Genomic DNA, 21,651 nt, shown 5'->3' with positions numbered 1-21,651 from the left:
GAAATCTCTCCCTACGCAATTCCCACTTTTGCCAAATCGCGAGTGATTCTCCCTTTTTGTAACCCCGACGCTTTACCTGCGTAAAGTATATGAGAAGGGGCTGTCCCAAGAAAGTACTTTCGACCTCTTCGAGTAAGTCGAGATTTCTTTAGTTTCGGAGATTTCAGGATCCTCAACGTGGTCGAAATAGCATTCCCGCCTGACCTCTCGGAACAGAAATGGCGGGCAGGTCGACCTACCCGCCAGAACGCGTAGCGGGCTGGCATTTGGGACAGCCCCGCTCATAACCAAGGGAGGATGTCATGAAGCGGTTCATCGTTGCAGCGTTGGGCGGGATATTTACCTGTTCCGCGCTGTTTGCGTTTCAGCCAATCGAAGGTTCTCCTCTTTCGATAGCCCAGATCAAGCACATGGAAACAACCATAGCCACGTCGCTTGAAAGCGGCTCGCCGGAGCAGCAGATCAAGGCTGCGATGCTGCTTCAACGGATGAAGGCTCGGGCTCCAGGACACGAGTGGGGTCGCTGTATCATTCCGTTGATGCACATACTCAATGGCGAGCAGAACGAACCGCCTGCCCGGCTGCTGGCAGCGATGCTCTTGCACGAGTTGCGAAGCGAGCGCGGTGATTTCGCCATCTCGCGCAACGCTCAGTTCACCGATGACGCCCGAGTACGACGCTATTGCGAGATTCTGACACGAACGAGACTCATCGAAAAAGCAAAGCTGTGATGTCCGTCGCGGCCCTTCATGCCGGAGTTCTCGAAACGGGGCTGTCCCAGAAGTACTTTCGACCTCTTCGAGTAAATCGAGATTTCTTTAGTTTCGGAGATTTCAGGATCCTGAAGGTGGTCGAAATAGCATTCCCGCCTGACCTCTAGGAACAGAAATGGCGGGCAGGTCGACCTACATTTGGGACAGCCCCATTTCTTTGATTTTCATCTTCTTCGTTTGACACTCTCCTCTTACTCACGTAGTTTATCACACGCATGCCATCTCCAAGCCTCAGGTTCAATCGAACCGGAGAGAGAAGCTTCTCTGCCACGGTGGGTTCCGGCAGTCAACAGTCCAACAAGACCATGAATTATCTCGATGAGTCATTCGACCTTGAAGACCCGGAACTCGTCTCCATGATTGACGAACTCCCGCTCTGGTCGGCTCCTTTTGGCCTCACATTGTTGGATGCGATCCGGTATCGAAAGAACATCACGGCGCTCGACATCGGTTTCGGTACGGGATTTCCACTCCTCGAAATTGCGATGAGACTCGGGGCTGGCAGCAAAGTCATCGGCATCGATCCCTGGATTGGTGCGCTGGAACGGACGAGGAACAAGATTCACCGATATGGAATCGAGAATGTGCAGCTTATCGAGGGTCACGCCGAGAGCATCCCGCTTGCCGACAACAGCATCGATTTGATCGTGAGCAATAATGGCATCAACAATGTCGACGACCTGGACCGGGTGCTTTCCGAGTGTGCCCGGGTGTCAAAGCGGGGGGCTCAGTTTCTTGCCACGATGAACCTGGACACGACCATGATGGAGTTCTACACCGTCATGGAGGATGTGCTGCGCGAGCGAGGCCAGGTGGAATGGATAGAAACAATGAAGAAGCATATCCGGGCAAAACGAAGACCACTGGATGAATTGGTCGCCGATCTGCAGAAGAACGCGTTCACGCTTCCGGTTGTCACGCACGATGCGTTCAGATACACGTTCGCGAGCGGAACAACCATGCTGAATCACTCCTTCATCCGGATGGCATTTCTCGGGCCCTGGAAAAGCATCATTGCGCCAGAAGAACAGAAGAGCGTTTTTGAGCAGATTGAATCGAGAATGAATGCGAAGGCCGAAGTGGACGGGTGTATTCATCTGAGCGTACCGTTTGTGATGATCGAATCGGAAAAAGCATAGTGGTCTATTGAATGAGCGAGCCTCAATGAAGAGAACATGTATCCTTCTTGCTCTTGTGTTCGCGATTGCAGTGAAGTCAGAAAGTCAGACCGTCCAGCGTCAGTCATCGACAGCCCCTTTCGTTGCCGGCTTTCGGGCTTCGCGAGTTCTGGGCAGTTATCCTAACAGGCAGTTTCCGTCGGTTGACTATTGGATCTCGGCCGGGCAACAAATGGCCCGCAAGTTCTCCGGGGCCGCGCCTGCAGGAATCTGGATCGTGAGCCTCTACCAGGGCAGCGGCGTGACGCAAATGAATTTCCCGGGAGACGGACGCACTTATCCCAATATTCAGTTCATCGGCACGGACCAGAACGAATCGTACCTTTCCCGCTTCGATTCCGCAGGGTTCAACATCTGGCTTCAGGTTGAACCAGGAGCGGCGTCGATGGACACGCTTATCTCGCTCGTCCTCAGCCGCTACAAGCAGCACCCGTGTGTGAAGGGTTTTGGCGTGGACGTCGAGTGGTACTATACCAACACGAACTCGGGAGGACGTAAGTTGACCGACGGCGAGGCGCTCTCATGGGAATCAAAGGTCAAATCGTTCGACAGCACATACACACTCTTTCTGAAACATTACGCACCAAGCTGGATGCCTCCTTCGTACAGGGGCAGCATCCTCTTTGTCGATGACAGCCAACAGTTCCCTTCGCTGAGCTCGATGGTGAGTGAATTCAAGGCGTGGGGAACGAAATTCGCCCCCAACAATGTGGCCTTCCAGTTTGGCTACAAGGTCGACACAACCTGGTGGAGACAATATGCCGATCCTCCCTCTGTCATCGGGAGCGCGCTCCGATCGGCGGTTCCGAATTGCAGCGGTTTGTTCTGGGTGGATTTCACGATCACATCGGTCTTCCCCATGACCTCTATACAAGACGATGTCTTCGCCGGCCCGGCTTCCTTTGAACTTTTTCAGAACTATCCCAACCCGTTCAATGCGGGCACGATCATCGGCTTCCGGATTCCGATTGCGGGGTTGGCGACGATGAAAATCTTCGACCTGCTGGGGAGGGAACGTATGACTGCCGTGCACACCGAACTCTCGGCTGGTTCCTACCAGGTCACAATTGACGGATCGGGCCTGGCAAGCGGAACGTATTACTATCGTCTACGGGTTGGAGAATTTGTACAGACCAGAAAGTTCATACTTCAGAAATAGACGATCAGTGCGCACCTCGAGAGACGGGCTGGAAGAGGACAATGATCTCTCAGGAACCTCCATCGCAAATTTGCTGTTCAATGATCCAACAAGCTGCTTTGGAGCAAGACAATTCATTTCAATGAGGCACTTTATGCCAAACCCTGCACAGATCCGACCGGATTCCACTGAGTATTTCGAATATTATGAGAAGTACGTCAAGCTCGTGCCGGAGAATGATGTCGTTCATGCAATGGCCCTCCAGGGGGAGCAGACACTTTCCTACCTGCGCTCTTTGCCGATGACGGCCGGAGACAAGCGATACGCGCCCGACAAGTGGAGCGTCAAAGAAGTCGTCGGTCACATCATCGACATCGAGCGTGTTTTTGGATACCGGGCGCTCTTTTTTGCCCGGAAGACTCCCGGACCGCTCCCTGGAATTGAACAGGACGATTGGATGAAGGCGGCGACGTTTGGGGACCGCCGGTTGACAGACCTGTCAGACGAGTTTGAATCGGTGCGTCGGTCAAGCCTGTTCTTGTTCAGGCACCTGGATGCTGACGCATGGATCAGAAGAGGCGTGGCGAGCGGGCGGGAATTCTCTGTGCGGGGAATTGCCTATATCATTCTTGGACACGAACGGCACCACCTGGATATTCTGAAAGCCCGCTACGAGTAAAGTCGAATCCCGGCGTGTGGCCAGGTGCGAGCTCATCATCAAAAAGGTTGTCGCTGCCACTGTGGCGAAGACAAGAGGGAAAGAAGATGGCGAAGATCAAAGCACAATGGAAGAAAGGACGGGGCAAGCTCGGCATCCTGGCTCCGCTCATTGGTAGTTGGAAGACAGAGACAAAATTACCGGCGGGATACGGAACAGCCGGATGTACGCGCACGTTTGAGTCCATTCTGAATGGGACTTGTGTTCAACTCCGCGCGCAATGGAAATTTGATAAGGGTATGTACGAAGAAATCGCCCTGTTCGGTTTCCACGATGGAAAACTCTCTTTCTGGTCTTTCACGTCGGACGGGAAGCGATCGCAGGGGATCTTGACCGACGGACGCGACATCCACCCTGAGGCTGTCGCATTTGAGGCTCAAATGCCGGCGGGTTTGGCGCGCATGATTTATTGGCCAGGGGACAACGGGGGAATCAACTGGGCGGTCGAATCAAAAACGAAGAAAGGTTGGAATCGATTCACTGAGCATCATTATGTGCCTGTTTAGCAGGTTGTTGAAATTCTAGTTTCGAAGAATAAGATGAACCGCCAAGGCCGCCAAGAGCGCCAAGGGTTTGAGTTTTTGGATGAAAAAGGACAGTCAACATTTTCTTTGCGGTTCTTTGCCTGCCCGCCACGGAGATCCACCGAGGTCAGGCGGGCGCTCTCTGCGGTTCGTTTTTCAACATCCTGTTAGAGGCGCATGAAATTCGACGATTGCCGATTAGAGAGCCGATCTGAAAACGGGTTGGCTCTTCTTTTTGTGGGAGGGGACATTGTCTTGAAATTGCGCTTTGGCATAGATGCGCACAGTCTACTTGATATGTTGTATGTCGGAGAGTCCTCTGGTAATTGCAAACCTCACGAGCTCGACCACCGTGTGAACACCGAGCTTCTTCATGATGTGCTGGCGGTGTGTTTGGATAGTGCGTACGCTGACCTTGAGCTTGGCCGCAATGAGCTTATTGCTGAGGCCGTCTGCGAGAAGCCTGAGTATCTGATTCTCTCGATGCGAGAGCTGAGACAGAGTCGGCATCTTGGTGCCAGGCTTCGCTCCGAATTGTTCGTTGAGCAAGACCTTCCCAACCGACTCACTGAAAAAGGTCTCGCCATTGAATACCGTTTCTATTGCTCGAATGAGTTCGGATGTTGAGGTTTCTTTGAGGACGTAACCTCTGGCTCCCGCGTGAACTACCTCGAGGACATACTCCCTGTCGTCATGCATAGTAAATGCAATAACCTTGACTTGTGGCGCTGCCTTGGCGAGCTTGCGTGTGATCTCGAGACCGTTCATTCCGGGCATCGCAATGTCGAGAAGGAGAATGTCGGGCCTGAGCTTCTGAACGGCCGATATGACCTGTGCACCATCAGTAATCTCGCCGATGACCTGAATTTGCCGAGCATCCGCAAGACTATTCTTGACGCCACTAATGACGACAGGATGGTCATCAGCGAGCATGAGACGAATTTGCTTGGTTTTCATGGCAGAACCCGTTTCAATTGTGAATTACTTTCGGACGATAAGGGGAATACGCGCTTCAACTTTCGTCCCTTTGCCGGAAGCAGAGTCGATCGTCATCGACCCTCCCAGGAGTGAAGCCCGCTCCTTCATGCTGATGAGCCCCAATCCTCGTTGCTTCTGTCGGTTGAGTGTCACAGGGTTGAATCCCTTGCCGTCATCGATGATAACTGCAAGTGCAGCAGAGTTGCCGAGCGCCAATCGGATGTTGACGCTTTTCGCCTGCGAGTGCTTTTCGATGTTGTTCAGCGCTTCTTGAACAACACGAAACAGGGCTAATTCAACATTTGGAGGCAAGCGGCGAGTCAATTTTGAACTATCCACCTGCAGGGGTATCCCGGTGCGTTTGACGAATTCGTCGCTCAGAGTGCGCACGGCGGCGGCCAAACCCAGGTCATCAAGGGCGCTTGGCCTCAGGTTTCTGGAAATTCTCCTTATCTCCTGGATGGTTTTCTCCACCAATACCCGGCTTTCCTGAGCACCGTCCCATCCATTACGGATTTTTCCGCGGGACGTCTCTTCGGCAGATTTGAGTCGGTACCTGACCGACGAGAGCATTTGGTTAACGCTGTCGTGCAACTCAAAAGCAACTCGCTTCCGTTCGGATTCCTGCGCCTCGAGGATCCTTCTCGAGAGCTCACGCTGGAGCCGCTCAGCCTGTCTGCGTTCGGTGATGTCCTCTATGGTACCTTCGAAATACAAAGTTGCTTGCTTAGAGTCTCTCACCGCCCGGATGTTTGTAGACACCCATATTCTCTTCTTATCTTCCCTCAAGGCTGTAGAAATGTAATTTGCCACTGTACCCTGTTCTTCGAGAATGGTGAGAAAACGTTTTTGACGAAATTCTGGGAGAAGGGACTGTCGGACCTCCGACTTGATATCCCTCATCAAAAGTTCGGGTGAAACGTATCCGAAGATCCGGGCGAGAGCTGGATTAGCGGTAATCAGATCGCCGTTAGTCGCTACCTGGAAGATACCTTCGACTGCATTTTCAAAGATATCCCGATATTGCTGTTCCGCCCGCGTGCGCTCGGCAACCTCTTCTTGCAGGCGTGCGAGCACTGTTTCTTGGGATCGGATATACCGGCGCTGACCGAAGTAAATGCTAACTACGAAAACCGCACCGATAGTAAAGACGGCGGTGATTGCTATGATGGTTGGCCAGAGTAGGTCGACTGGTGGCGTAGGCACAGGATTCCTATGGTGTAAGAAAGATTGATCAGGATGCTGATCATGCCCTGAATTGAGAGGACCGTTCTGAGAGCCTGCGGTGAAATACTCAATAAGATTGAACTCATCGCGAATAGAATGGCCGTGCTTGAAAAGTACAACAGTGCACCGGAGCCGATCCAGAACAGAGGATCAGACCGCGGAGATAAGAGATTTCGTCTATAATTTGTCAATAGAGCAATTGCCGAAATGGCCGCCAGAAGAATATACTCGATTGGTTTGGCATACATGCTGTAAGTAAAGATTGACTCCAGGAAGAGAAAATTGATAGACCAGAGCAAAATGAAAATAGGAATGGACAAGCGGATTGCACGTTGGATTGAATGGCCGACATAGAATGAAAAAAAGTATGCAAGCATTCCGAACTGAATGGGCATGAACAAATTGGAGGCCCAGAGATTGTGGATCTTGTGCAGGCTCAGATAAGAATTCAGAACAGTAGAGACCAGAGAAACGACAAGGAACGCCGAGAAGACTCTCAACGGCCTCGTCATGCGCCTTAAGAATAACCACGTGAGAACAACAGGAACCACCTGGGCGACGAAGGACCAATTCTGAAAGAAGTAAACGCTCATGTCTGAGGGCCATGTAATATCTGAATGTAGGGAAAAACAACTTGAAAGGGCAAGAGGCACTCGCCTCTTGCCCTTTCGAAGACTTAGTGGTTTAGAACATTGCTCGGCGCACAGAGTGGAGGACAAAGATAGGTGTCGTCTCCGAAAGGCCACTTTGCATAGTGGCGGCCGAATGCATCAATACCAGCGAGGACGAACGTTTGTCTTCCGTCCTCACGTCTTGCGAAATAGATGTGAATTCCGACACATCCCGGCTGGCTCAGTATCCTGTGAAATATTTTCCTGCCGAAGAAGCCCCCCTTGGTGATTGATCCTTGAATGGAGTCCCTGAAGTTGCGGGTAAGTCGAGAGGCTTCAGCCAGGCTAATCAACTGCGCTTCGGTGCCGGGAAAACTGAGCCCAATGGCTGAGTCGCTTTGGGACTGATCAGTCGGGGCTGGGTTGGTTTCGGTGAGCATGCCCAACAGTGAACTCGGGTTCATGCTAGGTTGCGTTACCAGGATACCGGCGAAAAGGTCGTTGTTGTTCGAATTGACACCAACGAGAACAAAGGTAGGGCTGTCGTCGTCATTTGCTGCATTGTAGATCCTGATTCCAACACACGTTGGCTGTCGAAGCAATTGGTTGAAATTGTCAGAGGAAAATGCTCCGCCCAAAGGACTACCCTCCGGCACTGATCGGCGGTACTCTTCAATAAGCAGCATGGCCTTGTCCAATGTGATGACATGGTTCTCGTTACCCGTGAAAGAAACATGTGTCACGTGATTCGTGTGTGTTTTGTGTGTGATCGTTGACATCTGATTTTGGGATTTCATCGAGATATCCTCTTGTGATGGTTGCATTCTTAGAATACCACTTGTGGTTTGTCATTCGTAGTGAGTGGTCAAGAACAAGAGGAAAGGATCGGAGGTGATCGCGCCCGGAGCACTGGCCAAGCTTGGTGCCAGCGCACTGCGCGAATCGATTGATGCGTAAATGAAAAGAATGAGGATGGCACAGTCTTGGCCCATTGAACAATGAGCGAGGAAGGGGGATGACCGCGCCTAAGGGTTCAACGAGAAGAAGAGAATACAACGGTCGGAATTCAATACTGTAAAGTACGTACGGCGGCGTAATGCGAATTACTTACTGGGAAAGGGAGAGGCCGACGCACACACTGCTTTGCAGGCGGGTTTGACTTAGTTCGCGTCTTGTAGTAAAGTCTTCTCGAAACAGGGCTCAAATGTTGATACTGCGGAAAGCTTAGGGCGGGATCAGTACAAAACAGGATTGATTTTTACAGGCGATTTGGTCTCTTTGGCTGCAAGGCGTATGGCAAGAGAATCGGGAATCAGCGTGGTACAAATGTCGCAGGAAAGTGACCGACGGCAACAAGACTGAAGCGCGATGGAAGTTCGCGCCCCGGATGGCAAGAAAGAGACGGCCCGCGCGTTGTGTTGTAATAGAATTGGAGCCGTGGCGCGCCTCCGATATTGAATTCAAGTCATCCTCTCCTTGATGAGAGTTCATCGCAGAGACTCATCAGATAATGCTCATCAACAAAAGTGATAGATACAGCCCGCGTGAAAGAATCACACACCCGGATGGATCATACCCCAACGGTGTGAGACGGAAAATGACTCAAGCCGAGGCGATCGCTGGAATTGAAAGGTGCAACTGGGAATCTTCTGGCAGTGGAAAAGCCACAAATATCCCAAGACGGAGGGCGACGGGGAACGGCCTGACAATCGGCTGAGCTCGCCGGATTGCCCGATGCACGCGGAATAGTGAGGCACATGCAATTGCGTGTATCTAAATCATGCTAGACCCTGATTTGCAGAATCACTGATCTTACCCCTAACACTTTGCCGGCGTGAGGGTGAATCCAGAACCTGCAATCCATTTCACGCTGGTCGGGTGTGCCAGGTAAGTAATTCACAAGCATCAATCAACCACATTCAAGGAGGACGTTATGCGTAGGAAACTAAAACTAGCCTATCTCGTGATACTGTTGTTGGTTGGGATGCAGGCGGTAATGCCGCAGTCCAAACCACCCCAACCAGATTTGCCTGAGATCTGGTTGTACTATTGTATTTATGATACATGGGGCAACTACGTATCATATGTGTGCATCGAAGTGCCAACCCGATGGGAGTGCGCCAGAACATCATGTGTGGACTAGCACATACCAGATGACGGCCCTTTGTTCGTATGGGGTCATTTCTTTCGTCGGCGCAGGCCCGGCGCGTTGGAGCCGGGCCTGCTTGCAGAAATCTACAATTGGAGGTAAAACCATTGCGACCAATGATGGTGGTAGTCGTGTTTTTCATGTTGAATGTTCACGGTTGCAGGTGGATCAAGCCGGACCATGCTAGGGCACCTGAAGAATTTGGAGAATTGGTAGAATCGATACGGAAGGTCAGCCTTCAATTGCCGGATAGTCTAAGGTGTAGTCGGGATATGAGGGTTAGAACTGATGCGAAGGGCCGCGTGTATGTCGCCCTTGTTCCAGATTACTTGATTGGTGTGTTCGACACTCTCGGGACGTTGATTAAGCTCGTCGGAAAACAAGGATTCGGACCGGGCGAATTGAGGAAGATCCAAGATTTTCGGGTACTTGGTGATGGGCAAATATATATTATGGACGCCCTGACAGACGAAATTTCGTTGTTTGATTTGGACAAAGGATGGATATCGACCTTCCAGTCGGCGACCAAGTACACAATGACTTTCGACATCGTTCGGGACAGAGTCGTGCACTTTCGTCGTGCACTCGGGGAGAAACAATCCTCTCATCTTGTGGTATCTCCTTTGGGAACGGCCAGTGAGATCAAGAACCCGAATGAGGGTTACCTGCCTTCAGGACCCGAATCGATCAGGAATGAAATGTTGGTGAGCCAAGCTCTCGCCACGAATTTGGAAGGTGTGACGGTGCTTGCCTTTGTGTCGGCCAAAGTGATTTTCTTGCTTTCCGGGAGCGATCTCTCTGAAATCGACATCGATCCCACAAGCTACAAAATCTCCGAGACGAAGACACTTCGCAAGAGATATCGCGACGAACGCGTAAGAGGGCTCATGGACGAAGTCTTTAACAATTCAAGGGTTTCCTCGCTAGGATTTGTGACTGCAGAGCACGTAATGGTATCATTTGCATCGGGTAGACATGAGGAAACGAAGTTTTACGTGCAGCTATATTGCCTCTCAACTGGAACGAGTATTTCCCGGGCGTACGAGGTTTCATCGCCAATTATATATCTTGGCAACTATACATTTGCGTCATGGACAAGACCGACTCGAGAGCTTGACGCGACTTTGTCAAAGAGCTACGAGATGACCCTTTACAGATTTAGGAGCCGACATCAATGACGAAGATGAATTGGGAAAATGGATTGCTGGTGTTGTTGACCATAGTCGTGGCAGCTATCGTCGGTTACAGATTCTATGAATCCGAATTGCTTGGAGGTGGTGGGCAATTGAGTCCACAAACACAAGAGGATCTCTGGGCTTCGGGAATTGAGGGAGTCAATATTATGGAGGTGTTCCGAGACGATCCCACTGCACTCAAACGGATTAGTTGCAAAACGTCGTGGACTCATCCCAACTTTGTGGTCGTTTTGACGGATTCGTCCTGCAGGCCATGTTTCGGAAACCTCATAAAGGAATACCTCATCGGCCTAAGAGAAAACAAATGTGAGATTGATCCAGCTCAATGGATTGGGATTTTTTGTGGTAAAGACACCGCTTTGGGAGAAGCGACATTCAGGGGAGTTTTCGGGACGCGGGCTCCCTATTTCAATGTTTCTGCGTTAGATCGCCGAGTTCTGCTTCAGAATGACAGCATCATCTTGCTCGCGACGAGTGATAAAACCGTTTTGGCTTGTTCAAGAATTGGAAGCAAAGCTGAGAGAACGAGATCAGTTTTCATTAGGCGTGCTGCAAATGCGTTGCATGCACCAGAAGCGAAGGATCACATAAAATGGGTCGAAGCGAATTGAGGCTATCTTAGGGGGAAAGGTTGGAACTGCGCAATTCGAAAGAATCGATAAACGGATCTCAGAAGAACTACAAGGTTAGGGCATTTCTCTTCGTTTCTCGGTTAATGTTCGCGGGGTTGTTGTTGTTCTCTGGAGTTGCGAAAATGAAAAGTCCCATTCCGTTTCTTGACCTCGCTGAAAAGGTGGGCCTTTCATATCCTTGGGCGGAAGTTGTCCTAATGGATGTCATCTTCATTGAAATTCTTCTTGGAATTCTTGCATTGATCGGATTGTACCAAAGATACGTCTTTGTGTTGATCTCATGCCTTTTCGTGCTTTTTTCATTTGTTTTATGCGTTGCTTTGGTGAATCACGTCGAAGGATCGTGCGGATGCTTTGGAAACACCTTTTCGTCCGAGATCAATGTCATCTCCATTGTTAGGAATGCATTCTTGTCGGGGATATCTTACTACGCGAGCATTTTCCTGCGACCGAAATCCATCTCAAGCATTGACGTCACTGACTCGAAACTCAGCGACCATCCGATCCGGTGAACCGGGGCTCGCTGGGACAGTTTGATATCGATCAACGCCTTGATTTTAGGAAATGGCGAGTTTAGATTACGACTCACGGTCATCTCGTGCGCCTGTCGTCACAGTGGGAGGTGAATCAACAGAGTAGGATATATTCTATTCTGTTTGACAGAACTAGCCGACTCGGGTTGAACGTGGTCACAATGCCGGAAACTCCACATGAATGAACGACAGATGAGAAAGGATCACAGTGCATTTAATAAAGTTTCTCCGAGAGCCATTGAAAACCAGTGGATTATTTCTGGGTATGATTGCGTGCGGGGTATTCGGATGTAACCAGCCGTTCAATCCTCGAGGCCCCCTGGAGAATGATGCCGTCGTATTCTCAGTCCTCTCCACGGATCGCAATCTCCAATTCGTTCGTGTTGAACACACCTATATGCCGGTTGGTTTCGACGCGCTCGCCTACACTTCCGACAATTTCATCCCGAACGCAATAGTGACGATCCAAAAAGGTGATTCGAACTATGCCATGCGGGACACGACCTTCGCCAGGCCAGATACGTCGCGATACATTTTCCCCATTAGGGCTTACTACGCGCGGCCGCTCGAAATTAACTACGGATCATCTTATCGATTATCGATTCGAGCACCCGAACTTGGACAAGCCTTGTCAACAATCAGGGTGCCAGATAAGCCTTTCCTAATGATGATTCCCAGCTCGATTGCAGTCCTCCAATCTCCGGGTTCGCATGAGGCGAAAGATGAAGTCATTTTCACGGTCGACTTGGGATCTGGGGCCAGGGGATGGATCGGACGATTCTACATTTACTACAGTGTCTTAAAAAACGGGCAATGGATTGAGGAGCGCACGATCATTCCTCTTTCCTCGATTTTCCCGAAAGTATTCACCAGCGTAGTTTACGCCGAGATGTCAGCCGCAGGATACAAAAATCGTTCGGCGGCGGTATATCGAAATGATCAATACCAGAAAGCCTTGCTCGAGATTGCATACCGCAAATATCCAAATTTTAAAATTACGTTCACTCGAGCAATGTTCGAACTAGTTCAGGTCGAAGAAAATCTCTACAACTACTACGAAGTGGCGCACGCCAACGGCGACCCACTTTCAGTGCGACTGGACGAGCCCCTTTACACAAATGTGGTTGGCGGAGTCGGTGTATTCGGAGCCTACACGCTAGACTCTCTCGTGCAGGAGTTACCCGATAACTTCATTTGGAACAAGCGGTGATTCATGGAGCGAATAATGAAATCGACAGGCACAAGTTGTTCTAAAACAGTGGCTCAATGGGCCGTAGCGCGAAACAAGGGATCGATTGTGGCCTGCTTCTGCCTGCTCGTGGCTTGCGTGGGATCGTCGAATGCCCAGACCAGCGATTTGTACGGCACTGTGACAGACAGTCTCACGCGGCAACGCATTCCATTTACCAACATTTCGGTAGTCGGCACCACCTGGGGGTCGGCGGCAAACAATCTGGGATTCTATTTCATCTCCAAGTTGCCGCCGGGGACCTACGAGATATCAGCGAGTTCGATTGGTTATGTAAAGGCATCGAGGGCTTTGGTTGTCAAGGAAGGACAAGCGGTTGAACTCAATTTTGCCCTTGCTTCCGTACCAGTGCTATCGGAGGAGGTAATTGTCACTGCCCCCCGAAAACAACTCGAGTTGGAAACGAAGACAACAAGTGTCCATGTGCTTGAGAGACAAGATTTAAGACAAGTCCCGGTAGCGGGGCAACAGGATCTCCTCCAGTCGCTGAAGCTCCTTCCTGGAATCGTATCGACGAGCGATGTGAGTGCCCGATTCTATGTGAGAGGAGGAGCGGGTGATCAAAACTTGTTCATGTTTGATGGAATTCGGATTTACTACCCATTCCACGCCCTCGGAATATACAGTGTCTTCAGCCCAGAGGTGGTAGACAATGTTGAAGTTTATACCGGCGCATTCCCTCCAGGATACGGAGGACGACTTTCATCTGTGGTAAACATCACAGCCCGCGATGGTCGGGCCGACAAACTGGCGTCTCGAGCAAATATCAATCTGTTGTCATCGGAGCTTGGGATCGAGGGGCCTCTCAGCTCACAGACTTCGGTTATCGTAAACGGCCGGAAGTCAATTTCCTCACGGACATTTAGCAATATCGTTGGCCAGGATATTCCGGTGTCATTCTATGATCTGACGGGAAAAGTCTCAATTCAAGCGAGCGGGGTTTCGAAGTTTGGATTCTCGTTTCTCAGTAGCGGAGACAACATGGCCGCACGGAGCAATCTGCAATCAGATTATACCTGGAAGAACAACGGCTTTGCAATATCTGGTTCAGGATTGCCGACGGACAAAATGTTCGTGAATTGCGTGGTTTATGTCAGCAGCTATGCTGCAGAAAGGAGTGCTAGCATAGATGGCAATATCACTGCTGCTTCGACTTCTGTAAAAGAAGGGGGCATGCGCGTGAATGCCACACTGTATACCGGACCACAGGACCTATACTATTTTGGATTTGACTTCAACTTTCCTACACTTCGATACAGCTTCATAAACAGGCTTGGCGTACTTCAAGAGTTGGCGGGAACTCCCCTGGAGGTTTCGTCGTGGGTTAGATATTCTACCGTGATGGGTCCTTTTGCACTTGACGGAGGGTTCCACCTCCAGCTTGGCTATCTCCTCAGTGGGTCCGATCCTCTACGAGAAATACAGCCTCGTGTCAATGCCAGCTATCTCTTGGCAGGTACGTGGAGGGCAAAAGCCTCATTCGGGAGATTCTCGCAACGTATGATGACAATTGACAATGAAGATGATGTGCTGTCAATCTTTGATGCATGGGTTAGTCTGTCGCAGGATAGCAAACCAGAACAAGCGGACCATTATGTCGTGGGGATTTCCGGAAACCTCACGGAACAGACGACTTTGAATTTCGAGACCTACTACAAGCGATACAATTCACTTTCGGTATACAATCGTGACAAAATTGACGTCTTTGATCCCGACTACATCATGGGCTCAGGTAACGCGTGTGGCGCTGAACTGACACTCCGATCTCATTTTCAAATCGTCGATCTCTATGGAGTGTATTCACTGGGTTGGGTAAGAATCAACAACGGAGGATTTTTCTATTACCCTCGCTATGATCGGCGGCACCACATCAATTTCTTGGCCGTTTCTCATCCAGCAAAAGGCCTGACGACGACACTGAAATGGGAGTATGGCTCCGGTTTCCCGTTTTCTCAGACTGTGGCCTATTTTGACCGAATGACATTCGGGAATTTGTTTCCAGCACAGTTCGAGACGGAGACCGGGTCGCCGTTCATCATGCTCGGGCCGAAGAACGCCGTACGTCTCCCGGCATATCATAGAATGGACATTGGTGTAGGCTACAACTTCCGGGTGATCGGCTTGGATGTGAACGCCGGAGTCGATCTCCTGAATGTATACAACAACAAGAACATCTTCTACTTCGACCGGCGGACGGGTCAGCGAGTCAACATGTTGTCGTTCTATCCTTCGGCGACATTGACGGTGCAGTACTAATTTGCGGCAGCGGATTCGGGTTTTGTGCAAAGCCAGCGGAGATTCGGAGGCTGGCATGCCCCTTTGAAGAGCCTTCTCCCCAATTACGTGGCTATTCACACACAATCGTAAACAAGCCACATGCGGATCTGCGTAGTTGCCGATTCCGGCCCAGCAGGATCCATTCGGGATTGGCGGTTCGGTCATGAGACATCCAAGATGAAACCGAACCTCACACCTGCCCCAGCCAGTTGTTGTCGTGTTTCCTGAAAGAACTGCGGAGCTCGTCAACCACGTCTTGAGGGAGTTTTCCTCGATTGAGATATTCAGCGTTCTGCTGAAGGTGAGCGGGGTTCGTGGTTCCAACAATACACGAGTCCACGCCCCACGTAAACGCTGCAAATCGGAGAGCCAGTTCCTGCCAGGGCATTCCGAAATCGAGATTCATCGCCTTCCACCGCTTCCAGTATTCCTCTGCATAGCGGCCCACCGGACATTCTGAAAACCTCCATGGCGCATTCGCGACCGGCCGCTTTGCGATGATTCCCATCCCACGTTTCTTCGCGGCTGGAAGCATGGCATCGAGCACTCGCTGATCACAGATGTTGATCGAGCACTGAAGGCTTCTGAATCGATCTGAATCGAGCGCGAAGTGAAGGTGTTCGTTCTCTCCCGAATAGGCTGCTATGCGGACACTTCCTTGTTCAACAGTCCGCTGAAGCGCATCGATCACGTCTCCCTGCCGCAGAACTTCAACCGGGCACGAATGGAGGTGGACGATATCCAGATAGTCGGTCTTCATCAACTGCATCGCCTGGCGCACACCGGCCAGAACACAATCGTACGTCCAGTCGGAGAATCCAGGAATTCCGTATCCGACCTTTGTCGAGATCACCACCTCGGCACGACGATGCGAAAGGTATTTACCGATCCTCTCTTCTGAGCGTTCATAACCCCGTGCGGTGTCGAACAACGTAATTCCCATATCGACGGCGCGGTTCAGAAGATGTTCAGCATCTTTCGCCGACAGCGATTCATCGCCGAGATGGCCGGTGCCCAATCCCAAGGCTGAGACCCTGATTCCCGTCGTCCCGAAATCACGTATGTCCATAGAATCATCTCACCATCTTGTCATCGGGTCATCTGGCCATCGGGCCATCTCTCCATTACTCATCGACTCAACTGGAGGTCATCTCAAAATACACTTCGGTAAGATGAGAATTTCACGCCCGCCTGCCCAAAGCACTGCTTTGGTGCGGCGGGCAGGCAAAGCCGCAAAGGAGAAAATTTTCACCTCAAGATCTTGTCTTTGCTGTCTTGGCGCCTTTGCGTGAGCATTTTTGAGATAGGTTCTACTTCTTATCTCTCACAAAATGCGGCATCTCTGCCGGTATCGGAAGCGAGAGTTCGACAAGTCCCGCGTACTTGCCGTCGTCATACCAGGGGGACTGATAGATCAGTTTCTTGACCCCGCCCTTCTCAATGGTGTAGACGTTTGACGCTCCCGATTGAAGAAGCTCTTCCACTTTTGTTCTTGCAGGTTCGGGATGGCAATCCAGCAGATTTGTACCGATCAGATTCTTCCCCCCGTCATCAGCGAACGATACACACGCCTTGTCGTTCAACGAGAGAATGATTCCATTCTGATTGCACACAGTGATGGCAGCCGGGAATTCGCGAATCCAACCTTCTTCTTTCATGAATGAGTCCTTCCTGTGCGAGTAGAAACGGTGTCTATGGATCTCCCCGAATGATATCGTTGTGTTCATCACCAGATCTTCAATGCCCCAACGATTTGTGACATAGTAACAAAGAAAGCCGGAACAATACAGATTGATTCTTTGCCAATGCCGCTGTATGTTTGAAAAGCCGGTTCTATCGAGGCTCTGCGTTCGTGCCACCTCACGCAAAGCGCCTTTGGCAATCATACATCTGCAAATATTGAAGGATTTGGCACCGTGAGGCGTCTGTTGTGGGAGGGCACGACCAGGTACTCCTAAGAGATTATTCTCGCCGATGAGAATTTTTCACGAGACTTTTTCGAAGGACATTCGTTTATCTATGATACGTAGGGGTACACCACGATGCGCTTCACCTCCTGTAACGCGCCTGACCGATCCCCTGCATTTTTCCTGATCTCAAGTAACGATACGTTCAATCCTATGGCAAAACTACTTCGCGTTACCCTCGTACTCACAGTCTTAAGCTGTTCGCTCGGCTTCTTATCCTGCAGCTCGAAATCCAATGAGGGGCCAGCTCAACGGGCCGGTGGACGCCCCGGCGGCATGACGGTTAGCGGCGTCGTCGTCACGTCGCAACCGCTCGACAACGTCGTGAACTCCTCCGGTACAGTCCTCGCATCCGAATCGGTGGACCTGGCCGCAGAAGCATCGGGTATCGTGCAGACCATTACGTTCAAGGAAGGGGCCCACGTCAGGAAGAACGACTTGCTGCTCAAACTCAACTGCGATGATCTGCAGGCTCAACTGAAAAAGACCGAACTTCAGATTCAGCTCGCGGCCGATCAGGCCGAGAGGCAGAAGAGACTTCTGGAGACCGGCAACACGAGTAAGGAACAGCACGATGTTGCGATCAGCATGCTTGCTACCCTGAATGCAGATCGCGAAAATCTCGTCGCCTCCATCCGTAAGCGGGAAATCCGAGCTCCCTTTGATGGGATCGTTGGACTGCGCTACGTGAGCGAAGGGAGTTATGTGGCTCCCACGACGCGCATCGCGAGTGTCCAGAAGATCAACCCACTAAAGGTGGATTTTGCGATACCCGAAAAATACGCCGGAAAAGTTCGCGTGGGTGACCTGGTGAAGTTACAGAGCGACGAGACAAATCTGCAGTTCATGGGGAAGGTGTATGCCATTGAACCCGAGATCGAGCCCGCGACGCGCACCGTGCAGCTGCGCGCTCTGTGCGAGAACAAGAGTGAAGCAATTTACCCGGGCGGCTATGTGCATGTCGAATTGCGACTGAAACAACCAGGCGGCGCCTTGATGGTTCCTACCCAGGCGATCATCCCTGTTTTGAAAGGGCAGACAGTCCTCGTAAAAAAGAACGGAGTTGTGGTGAGCGTGTCTGTCAAGACAGGAGTCCGTACGCCCTCCGTCATTCAAATCATCTCCGGACTCTCTGAGGGAGATACCGTCCTCACAACGGGGATCCTCCAGCTGCGTCCCGGCATGCCGGTCAACGTGACGGTCAATCAATAGTATAGTCATCGGTTTACTCTGAGAAGATCTCCACTATGAGTCTCGCTTCGATAAGTATCAAACGCCCCGTTCTGGCGATTGTGATGTCGCTGGTCATCCTGCTGTTTGGGATCATCAGCTTCACATTCCTCGGCATTCGTGAATATCCTGCCATCGATCCTCCGATCATCAGCGTCCGGACGAGTTACGCGGGCGCGAACGCGAGCGTCATCGAGTCGCAAATAACCGAACCGCTCGAAAAAGCGATCAACGGCATTGCCGGCGTCCGCAACATCTCTTCAAGCAGCAGCCAGGGGAGCAGCAACATCACCGTGGAGTTCAACCTCGACTCTGATCTCGAAGCCGCGGCAAATGACGTGCGCGACAAAGTATCCGGAGCCACCCGATCGCTGCCACAGGATGTTGACAACCCGCCCGTCGTGACGAAAGCGGATGCTAATTCCGATGACATCATATCGCTCACGCTGCAGAGCGATACGAAGAATCAGCTTGAGGTGAGCGACTACGCTGAGAACGTCATCGCTCAGAACCTTCAGACGATTCCCGGAGTGAGTTCGGTCCAGATCCGCGGACAGAAGCGGTACTCCATGCGCATGTGGCTGGATCCCAGGAAGCTTGTGGCGTACGGCCTGACGCCGCTTGACGTAAGGACTGCCCTCAACAGGGAGAACGTCGATCTCCCGTCGGGGAAGCTCTCCGGCGACCAGACAGAGCTTATCGTCAATACAAAAGGAAGGATGAGAACGGAAGAGGAGTTTAACAACCTCATCCTGAAAACCGAGGCTAACCGGACGGTTCGCTTCAGTGATGTCGGATACGCAGTCCTTGGACCGGAAAACGAAGAATTTATCCTTCGCCAGTCAGGTGTTCCGATGGTGGCTGTCGGCGTCATTCCGCAGCCCGGGAGCAACTACCTCGAAATTGCCGATGAATTCTACCGACGGTTCGAGCAGATCAAGAAAGAGCTTCCGGCCGATTACAGGATGGACATCTCCATTGACAACACGCGGTTTATCAAGCGGTCCGTGACGGAAGTGCAAGAGACCATACTCATCGCCGTAACCCTCGTTATTCTGATCATTTATGCGTTCTTCCGCGACTGGGTCATTGCGTTTCGCCCCCTCATCGATATTCCCGTCTCGCTGATCGGATCGTTCTTCATCATGTACATCATGGGATTTTCGATCAATATTCTCACCTTGCTGGCCATTGTACTTGCCACGGGACTCGTGGTGGACGACGGGATTGTGGTGACAGAGAATATTTTCAAGAAAGTCGAGCAGGGGATGGCGCCGATGGAGGCGGCGTTTGCCGGCTCCAAAGAGATCTTCTTCGTAGTCATCTCCACCTCCATCACGCTTGCGGCGGTGTTCCTCCCGATTATCTTCCTTCAGGGTTTCGTCGGGCGGTTGTTCCGTGAGTTTGGACTTATCATCGCCGGTGCGGTCCTCATCTCGGCATTTGTCTCGCTCTCTCTGACCCCAATGCTGAATGCCCGGATGATCCGTAAGAAACGTGCCCACACGCGGTTCTATGAAGTGACCGAACGGTATTTTGTAGCTCTCAACCGCATCTACGAAAATCTGTTGACACGGTTCATGCAACGCCGTTGGCTGGCAACAGCGATCATCGCTGCATCGCTTCTCATCATGGTGTTGATCGGTTCAAGCCTTCAATCTGAACTCGCGCCGCTGGACGACAGAAGCTACCTGCGCCTCTCGGCCACCGCACCCGAGGGGGCTTCGTTCGAATACACGGACGCTGTGCTGGACCGGTTGGTGGCAATGGTCAACGATTCGATTCCGGAAAAACGCATCTGCCTGAGCTTCGTCGGGGGTTTCAGTTCCCTGAACACCGGCAATATGCGCATAATGTTTTCGGAGCCCAACGAACGAAAACGATCACAGCAGGACATTGCAGACTGGCTGACGACCAGAACGCGACGTATTACGGAAGCACGTGTCTTTGTATCACAGGAACAAACCATCAGCGCCAGCGGCGGCGGCATGCGCAGCGGACAACCGGTGGCCTATGTGATCCAGAACCAGGACTTCGAGAAAATCAGGCAGGTGCTTCCAAAGTTCATGGACGAGGTGAGCAAGAGCAGCATTCTTGTGAACGCGGACGTCAACTTGAAATTCAACAAGCCGCAAATTGACATCACCATTGACCGGGACCGCGCACGGAGCCTCGGCGTGTCCATCGTCGACATTGCGCAGACCCTGCAGCTGGCGTTCAGCGGGCAGCGGTTCTCCTATTTTGAAATGAATGGCTTCCAGTATTCCGTCATCGGCCAGGTCGATCGGGATAACCGCGACGAGCCACTCGATTTGCGATCGCTCTATGTCCGGAACAACCAGGGAAAACTGATCCAGATGGACAACCTGGTCACGGTGAAAGAGGAGAGCGCACCGCCCCAGTTGTATCACTTCAACCGATTCAAAGCGGCCACAGTCTCTGCGGCTCTGGCGCCGGGGAAGACGATCGGCGACGGTATTGCCGAAATGGATCGCATCTCGAAGACTGTGCTGGATGAGTCATTCCGAACGGCTCTTGCGGGTGCATCGCGTGACTACTCGGAAAGTTCATCAAATATCTTGTTCGCCTTCCTGCTTGCGCTCGTGTTGATCTATCTTGTGCTCGCAGCGCAGTTCGAGAGTTTCATCGATCCCTTTACGATCATGCTGACGGTTCCGCTCGCTCTTGCCGGAGCGCTTCTGTCGCTCTGGATCACGGGAAAGACGCTGAATATTTTCAGCGAGATCGGTATCATCATGCTCATAGGACTGGTGACAAAAAACGGAATCCTGATCGTTGAGTTCGCCAACCAGCAAAAGGCAAAAGGGATGAAACTGCTGGAGGCGGCTCAGTTCTCCGCAGCAGCCCGTTTTCGCCCTATCCTGATGACAAGTCTTGCCACCATGCTGGGTGCTTTGCCCATTGCACTTGCCCTCGGCGGAAGCGCAAAAAGTCGTGTCTCGATGGGTATCGTCGTGATTGGCGGGTTGTTCTTCTCGTTCGTGCTGACACTCTTTGTCATTCCGGCGATGTATACGTTTTTCTCGAAGGAAAAGAAAGAAGCTCCGGCGGCTGAGCAGAAGGCGTAAGTGTGAGACGGGAGACGGGAGACGGAAGACGTGAGACGGAATGTATCGTCCTGGAAAAAGTTGACAGGTAATCATTTACCGATCGACAGGAGCCAGGACCATGGAAAAGGTAGTTCGTCAATACAGTTCCGCATTTAGAGAAGCCGTGGTTGCAGATGTGACATCAGGGCAGTATACTGTTC

At 51.5% G+C, this 21,651-nt stretch carries 17 protein-coding genes; 12 read left to right on the top strand and 5 right to left on the bottom strand.

Going from position 1 to position 21,651, the window contains the following annotated elements; genetic code table 11:
* The first annotated feature begins 302 nt into the window (after positions 1–302).
* The 5 genes from NTU47_03200 (at position 303) to NTU47_03180 (ending at position 4,313) form a co-directional block, all read left to right on the top strand.
* A complete protein-coding gene (locus NTU47_03200; protein ID MCX6132799.1) occupies positions 303–731 on the top strand; it encodes a hypothetical protein in 429 nt (142 codons plus the stop codon).
* A gap of 347 nt (positions 732–1,078) precedes the next feature.
* A complete protein-coding gene (locus NTU47_03195; protein MCX6132798.1) occupies positions 1,079–1,912 on the top strand; it encodes a methyltransferase domain-containing protein in 834 nt (277 codons plus the stop codon).
* Between the two features lie 25 nt (positions 1,913–1,937).
* Positions 1,938–3,110 (top strand): T9SS type A sorting domain-containing protein, encoded by a 1,173-nt coding sequence (locus NTU47_03190; protein MCX6132797.1) that lies wholly within the window; start codon positions 1,938–1,940, stop codon positions 3,108–3,110.
* Positions 3,111–3,243: 133 nt separating this feature from the next.
* Positions 3,244–3,768 (top strand): DinB family protein, encoded by a 525-nt coding sequence (locus tag NTU47_03185; protein ID MCX6132796.1) that lies wholly within the window; start codon positions 3,244–3,246, stop codon positions 3,766–3,768.
* 86 nt (positions 3,769–3,854) lie between these two features.
* A complete protein-coding gene (locus NTU47_03180; protein ID MCX6132795.1) occupies positions 3,855–4,313 on the top strand; it encodes a hypothetical protein in 459 nt (152 codons plus the stop codon).
* 306 nt (positions 4,314–4,619) lie between these two features.
* On the opposite strand, the gene NTU47_03175 is transcribed toward NTU47_03180, so the two are convergent.
* The 3 genes from NTU47_03175 to NTU47_03165 all read right to left on the bottom strand — a co-directional run bounded on the left by NTU47_03175 (position 4,620) and on the right by NTU47_03165 (position 7,944).
* Entirely contained in the window at positions 4,620–5,288 is a 669-nt protein-coding gene (locus tag NTU47_03175; GenBank protein MCX6132794.1) for a response regulator transcription factor, read from the bottom strand.
* Between the two features lie 24 nt (positions 5,289–5,312).
* Positions 5,313–6,515: a PAS domain S-box protein gene (locus NTU47_03170; GenBank protein MCX6132793.1), complete on the bottom strand. Its 1,203-nt coding sequence runs from the start codon at positions 6,513–6,515 to the stop codon at positions 5,313–5,315.
* 697 nt (positions 6,516–7,212) lie between these two features.
* Positions 7,213–7,944, bottom strand: a complete 732-nt coding sequence (locus tag NTU47_03165) for a hypothetical protein (GenBank protein ID MCX6132792.1) — start codon at positions 7,942–7,944, stop codon at positions 7,213–7,215.
* A 1,136-nt stretch (positions 7,945–9,080) separates the two neighbouring features.
* On the opposite strand from NTU47_03165, the gene NTU47_03160 reads away from it, so the two are divergent.
* From NTU47_03160 to NTU47_03140, 5 genes are all read left to right on the top strand, one after another.
* Complete coding sequence (locus NTU47_03160) at positions 9,081–9,290, top strand: hypothetical protein (GenBank protein MCX6132791.1); 210 nt, start codon at positions 9,081–9,083, stop codon at positions 9,288–9,290.
* Between the two features lie 146 nt (positions 9,291–9,436).
* The gene (locus tag NTU47_03155) at positions 9,437–10,474 is read left to right on the top strand and encodes a 6-bladed beta-propeller (protein MCX6132790.1); all 1,038 of its coding nucleotides are present in this window, start codon (positions 9,437–9,439) and stop codon (positions 10,472–10,474) included.
* On the top strand, positions 10,471–11,103 hold the full coding sequence (locus tag NTU47_03150) for a hypothetical protein (protein MCX6132789.1): 633 nt from the start codon (positions 10,471–10,473) through the stop codon (positions 11,101–11,103). Before NTU47_03155 ends, NTU47_03150 begins: the two co-directional genes overlap by 4 nt.
* Positions 11,104–11,922: 819 nt before the next feature.
* A complete protein-coding gene (locus tag NTU47_03145) occupies positions 11,923–12,867 on the top strand; it encodes a DUF4249 family protein (protein ID MCX6132788.1) in 945 nt (314 codons plus the stop codon).
* 15 nt (positions 12,868–12,882) lie between these two features.
* Complete coding sequence (locus tag NTU47_03140) at positions 12,883–15,162, top strand: TonB-dependent receptor (protein MCX6132787.1); 2,280 nt, start codon at positions 12,883–12,885, stop codon at positions 15,160–15,162.
* 211 nt (positions 15,163–15,373) lie between these two features.
* Here NTU47_03140 and NTU47_03135 read toward each other — a convergent pair whose 3' ends face one another.
* Positions 15,374–16,252 (bottom strand): aldo/keto reductase, encoded by an 879-nt coding sequence (locus NTU47_03135; protein MCX6132786.1) that lies wholly within the window; start codon positions 16,250–16,252, stop codon positions 15,374–15,376.
* Between the two features lie 241 nt (positions 16,253–16,493).
* Entirely contained in the window at positions 16,494–16,841 is a 348-nt protein-coding gene (locus tag NTU47_03130; protein ID MCX6132785.1) for a hypothetical protein, read from the bottom strand.
* 462 nt (positions 16,842–17,303) lie between these two features.
* Between NTU47_03130 and NTU47_03125 the strand changes: the two genes are divergently transcribed.
* Entirely contained in the window at positions 17,304–18,362 is a 1,059-nt protein-coding gene (locus tag NTU47_03125) for an efflux RND transporter periplasmic adaptor subunit (GenBank protein ID MCX6132784.1), read from the top strand.
* Positions 18,363–18,397: 35 nt separating this feature from the next.
* Entirely contained in the window at positions 18,398–21,469 is a 3,072-nt protein-coding gene (locus NTU47_03120; GenBank protein ID MCX6132783.1) for an efflux RND transporter permease subunit, read from the top strand.
* The last annotated feature ends 182 nt before the right edge of the window (positions 21,470–21,651 follow it).

It is taken from the genome of Ignavibacteriales bacterium, from assembly GCA_026390595.1.
Classification (GTDB): domain Bacteria; phylum Bacteroidota; class Ignavibacteria; order UBA10030; family UBA10030; genus UBA9647.
This window is presented reverse-complemented; position numbering and strand designations above follow the sequence as displayed.

Coding starts and splice junctions, on each gene's coding strand:
- NTU47_03200 (MCX6132799.1), top strand. CDS start 303: ATGAAGCGGTTCATCGTTGCAGCGTTGGGCGGGATATTTACCTGTTCC.
- NTU47_03195 (MCX6132798.1), top strand. CDS start 1,079: ATGAATTATCTCGATGAGTCATTCGACCTTGAAGACCCGGAACTCGTC.
- NTU47_03190 (MCX6132797.1), top strand. CDS start 1,938: ATGAAGAGAACATGTATCCTTCTTGCTCTTGTGTTCGCGATTGCAGTG.
- NTU47_03185 (MCX6132796.1), top strand. CDS start 3,244: ATGCCAAACCCTGCACAGATCCGACCGGATTCCACTGAGTATTTCGAA.
- NTU47_03180 (MCX6132795.1), top strand. CDS start 3,855: ATGGCGAAGATCAAAGCACAATGGAAGAAAGGACGGGGCAAGCTCGGC.
- NTU47_03175 (MCX6132794.1), bottom strand. CDS start 5,288: ATGAAAACCAAGCAAATTCGTCTCATGCTCGCTGATGACCATCCTGTC.
- NTU47_03165 (MCX6132792.1), bottom strand. CDS start 7,944: ATGAAATCCCAAAATCAGATGTCAACGATCACACACAAAACACACACG.
- NTU47_03160 (MCX6132791.1), top strand. CDS start 9,081: ATGCGTAGGAAACTAAAACTAGCCTATCTCGTGATACTGTTGTTGGTT.
- NTU47_03155 (MCX6132790.1), top strand. CDS start 9,437: ATGTTGAATGTTCACGGTTGCAGGTGGATCAAGCCGGACCATGCTAGG.
- NTU47_03150 (MCX6132789.1), top strand. CDS start 10,471: ATGACGAAGATGAATTGGGAAAATGGATTGCTGGTGTTGTTGACCATA.
- NTU47_03145 (MCX6132788.1), top strand. CDS start 11,923: ATGATTGCGTGCGGGGTATTCGGATGTAACCAGCCGTTCAATCCTCGA.
- NTU47_03140 (MCX6132787.1), top strand. CDS start 12,883: ATGAAATCGACAGGCACAAGTTGTTCTAAAACAGTGGCTCAATGGGCC.
- NTU47_03135 (MCX6132786.1), bottom strand. CDS start 16,252: ATGGACATACGTGATTTCGGGACGACGGGAATCAGGGTCTCAGCCTTG.
- NTU47_03130 (MCX6132785.1), bottom strand. CDS start 16,841: ATGAAAGAAGAAGGTTGGATTCGCGAATTCCCGGCTGCCATCACTGTG.
- NTU47_03125 (MCX6132784.1), top strand. CDS start 17,304: ATGGCAAAACTACTTCGCGTTACCCTCGTACTCACAGTCTTAAGCTGT.
- NTU47_03120 (MCX6132783.1), top strand. CDS start 18,398: ATGAGTCTCGCTTCGATAAGTATCAAACGCCCCGTTCTGGCGATTGTG.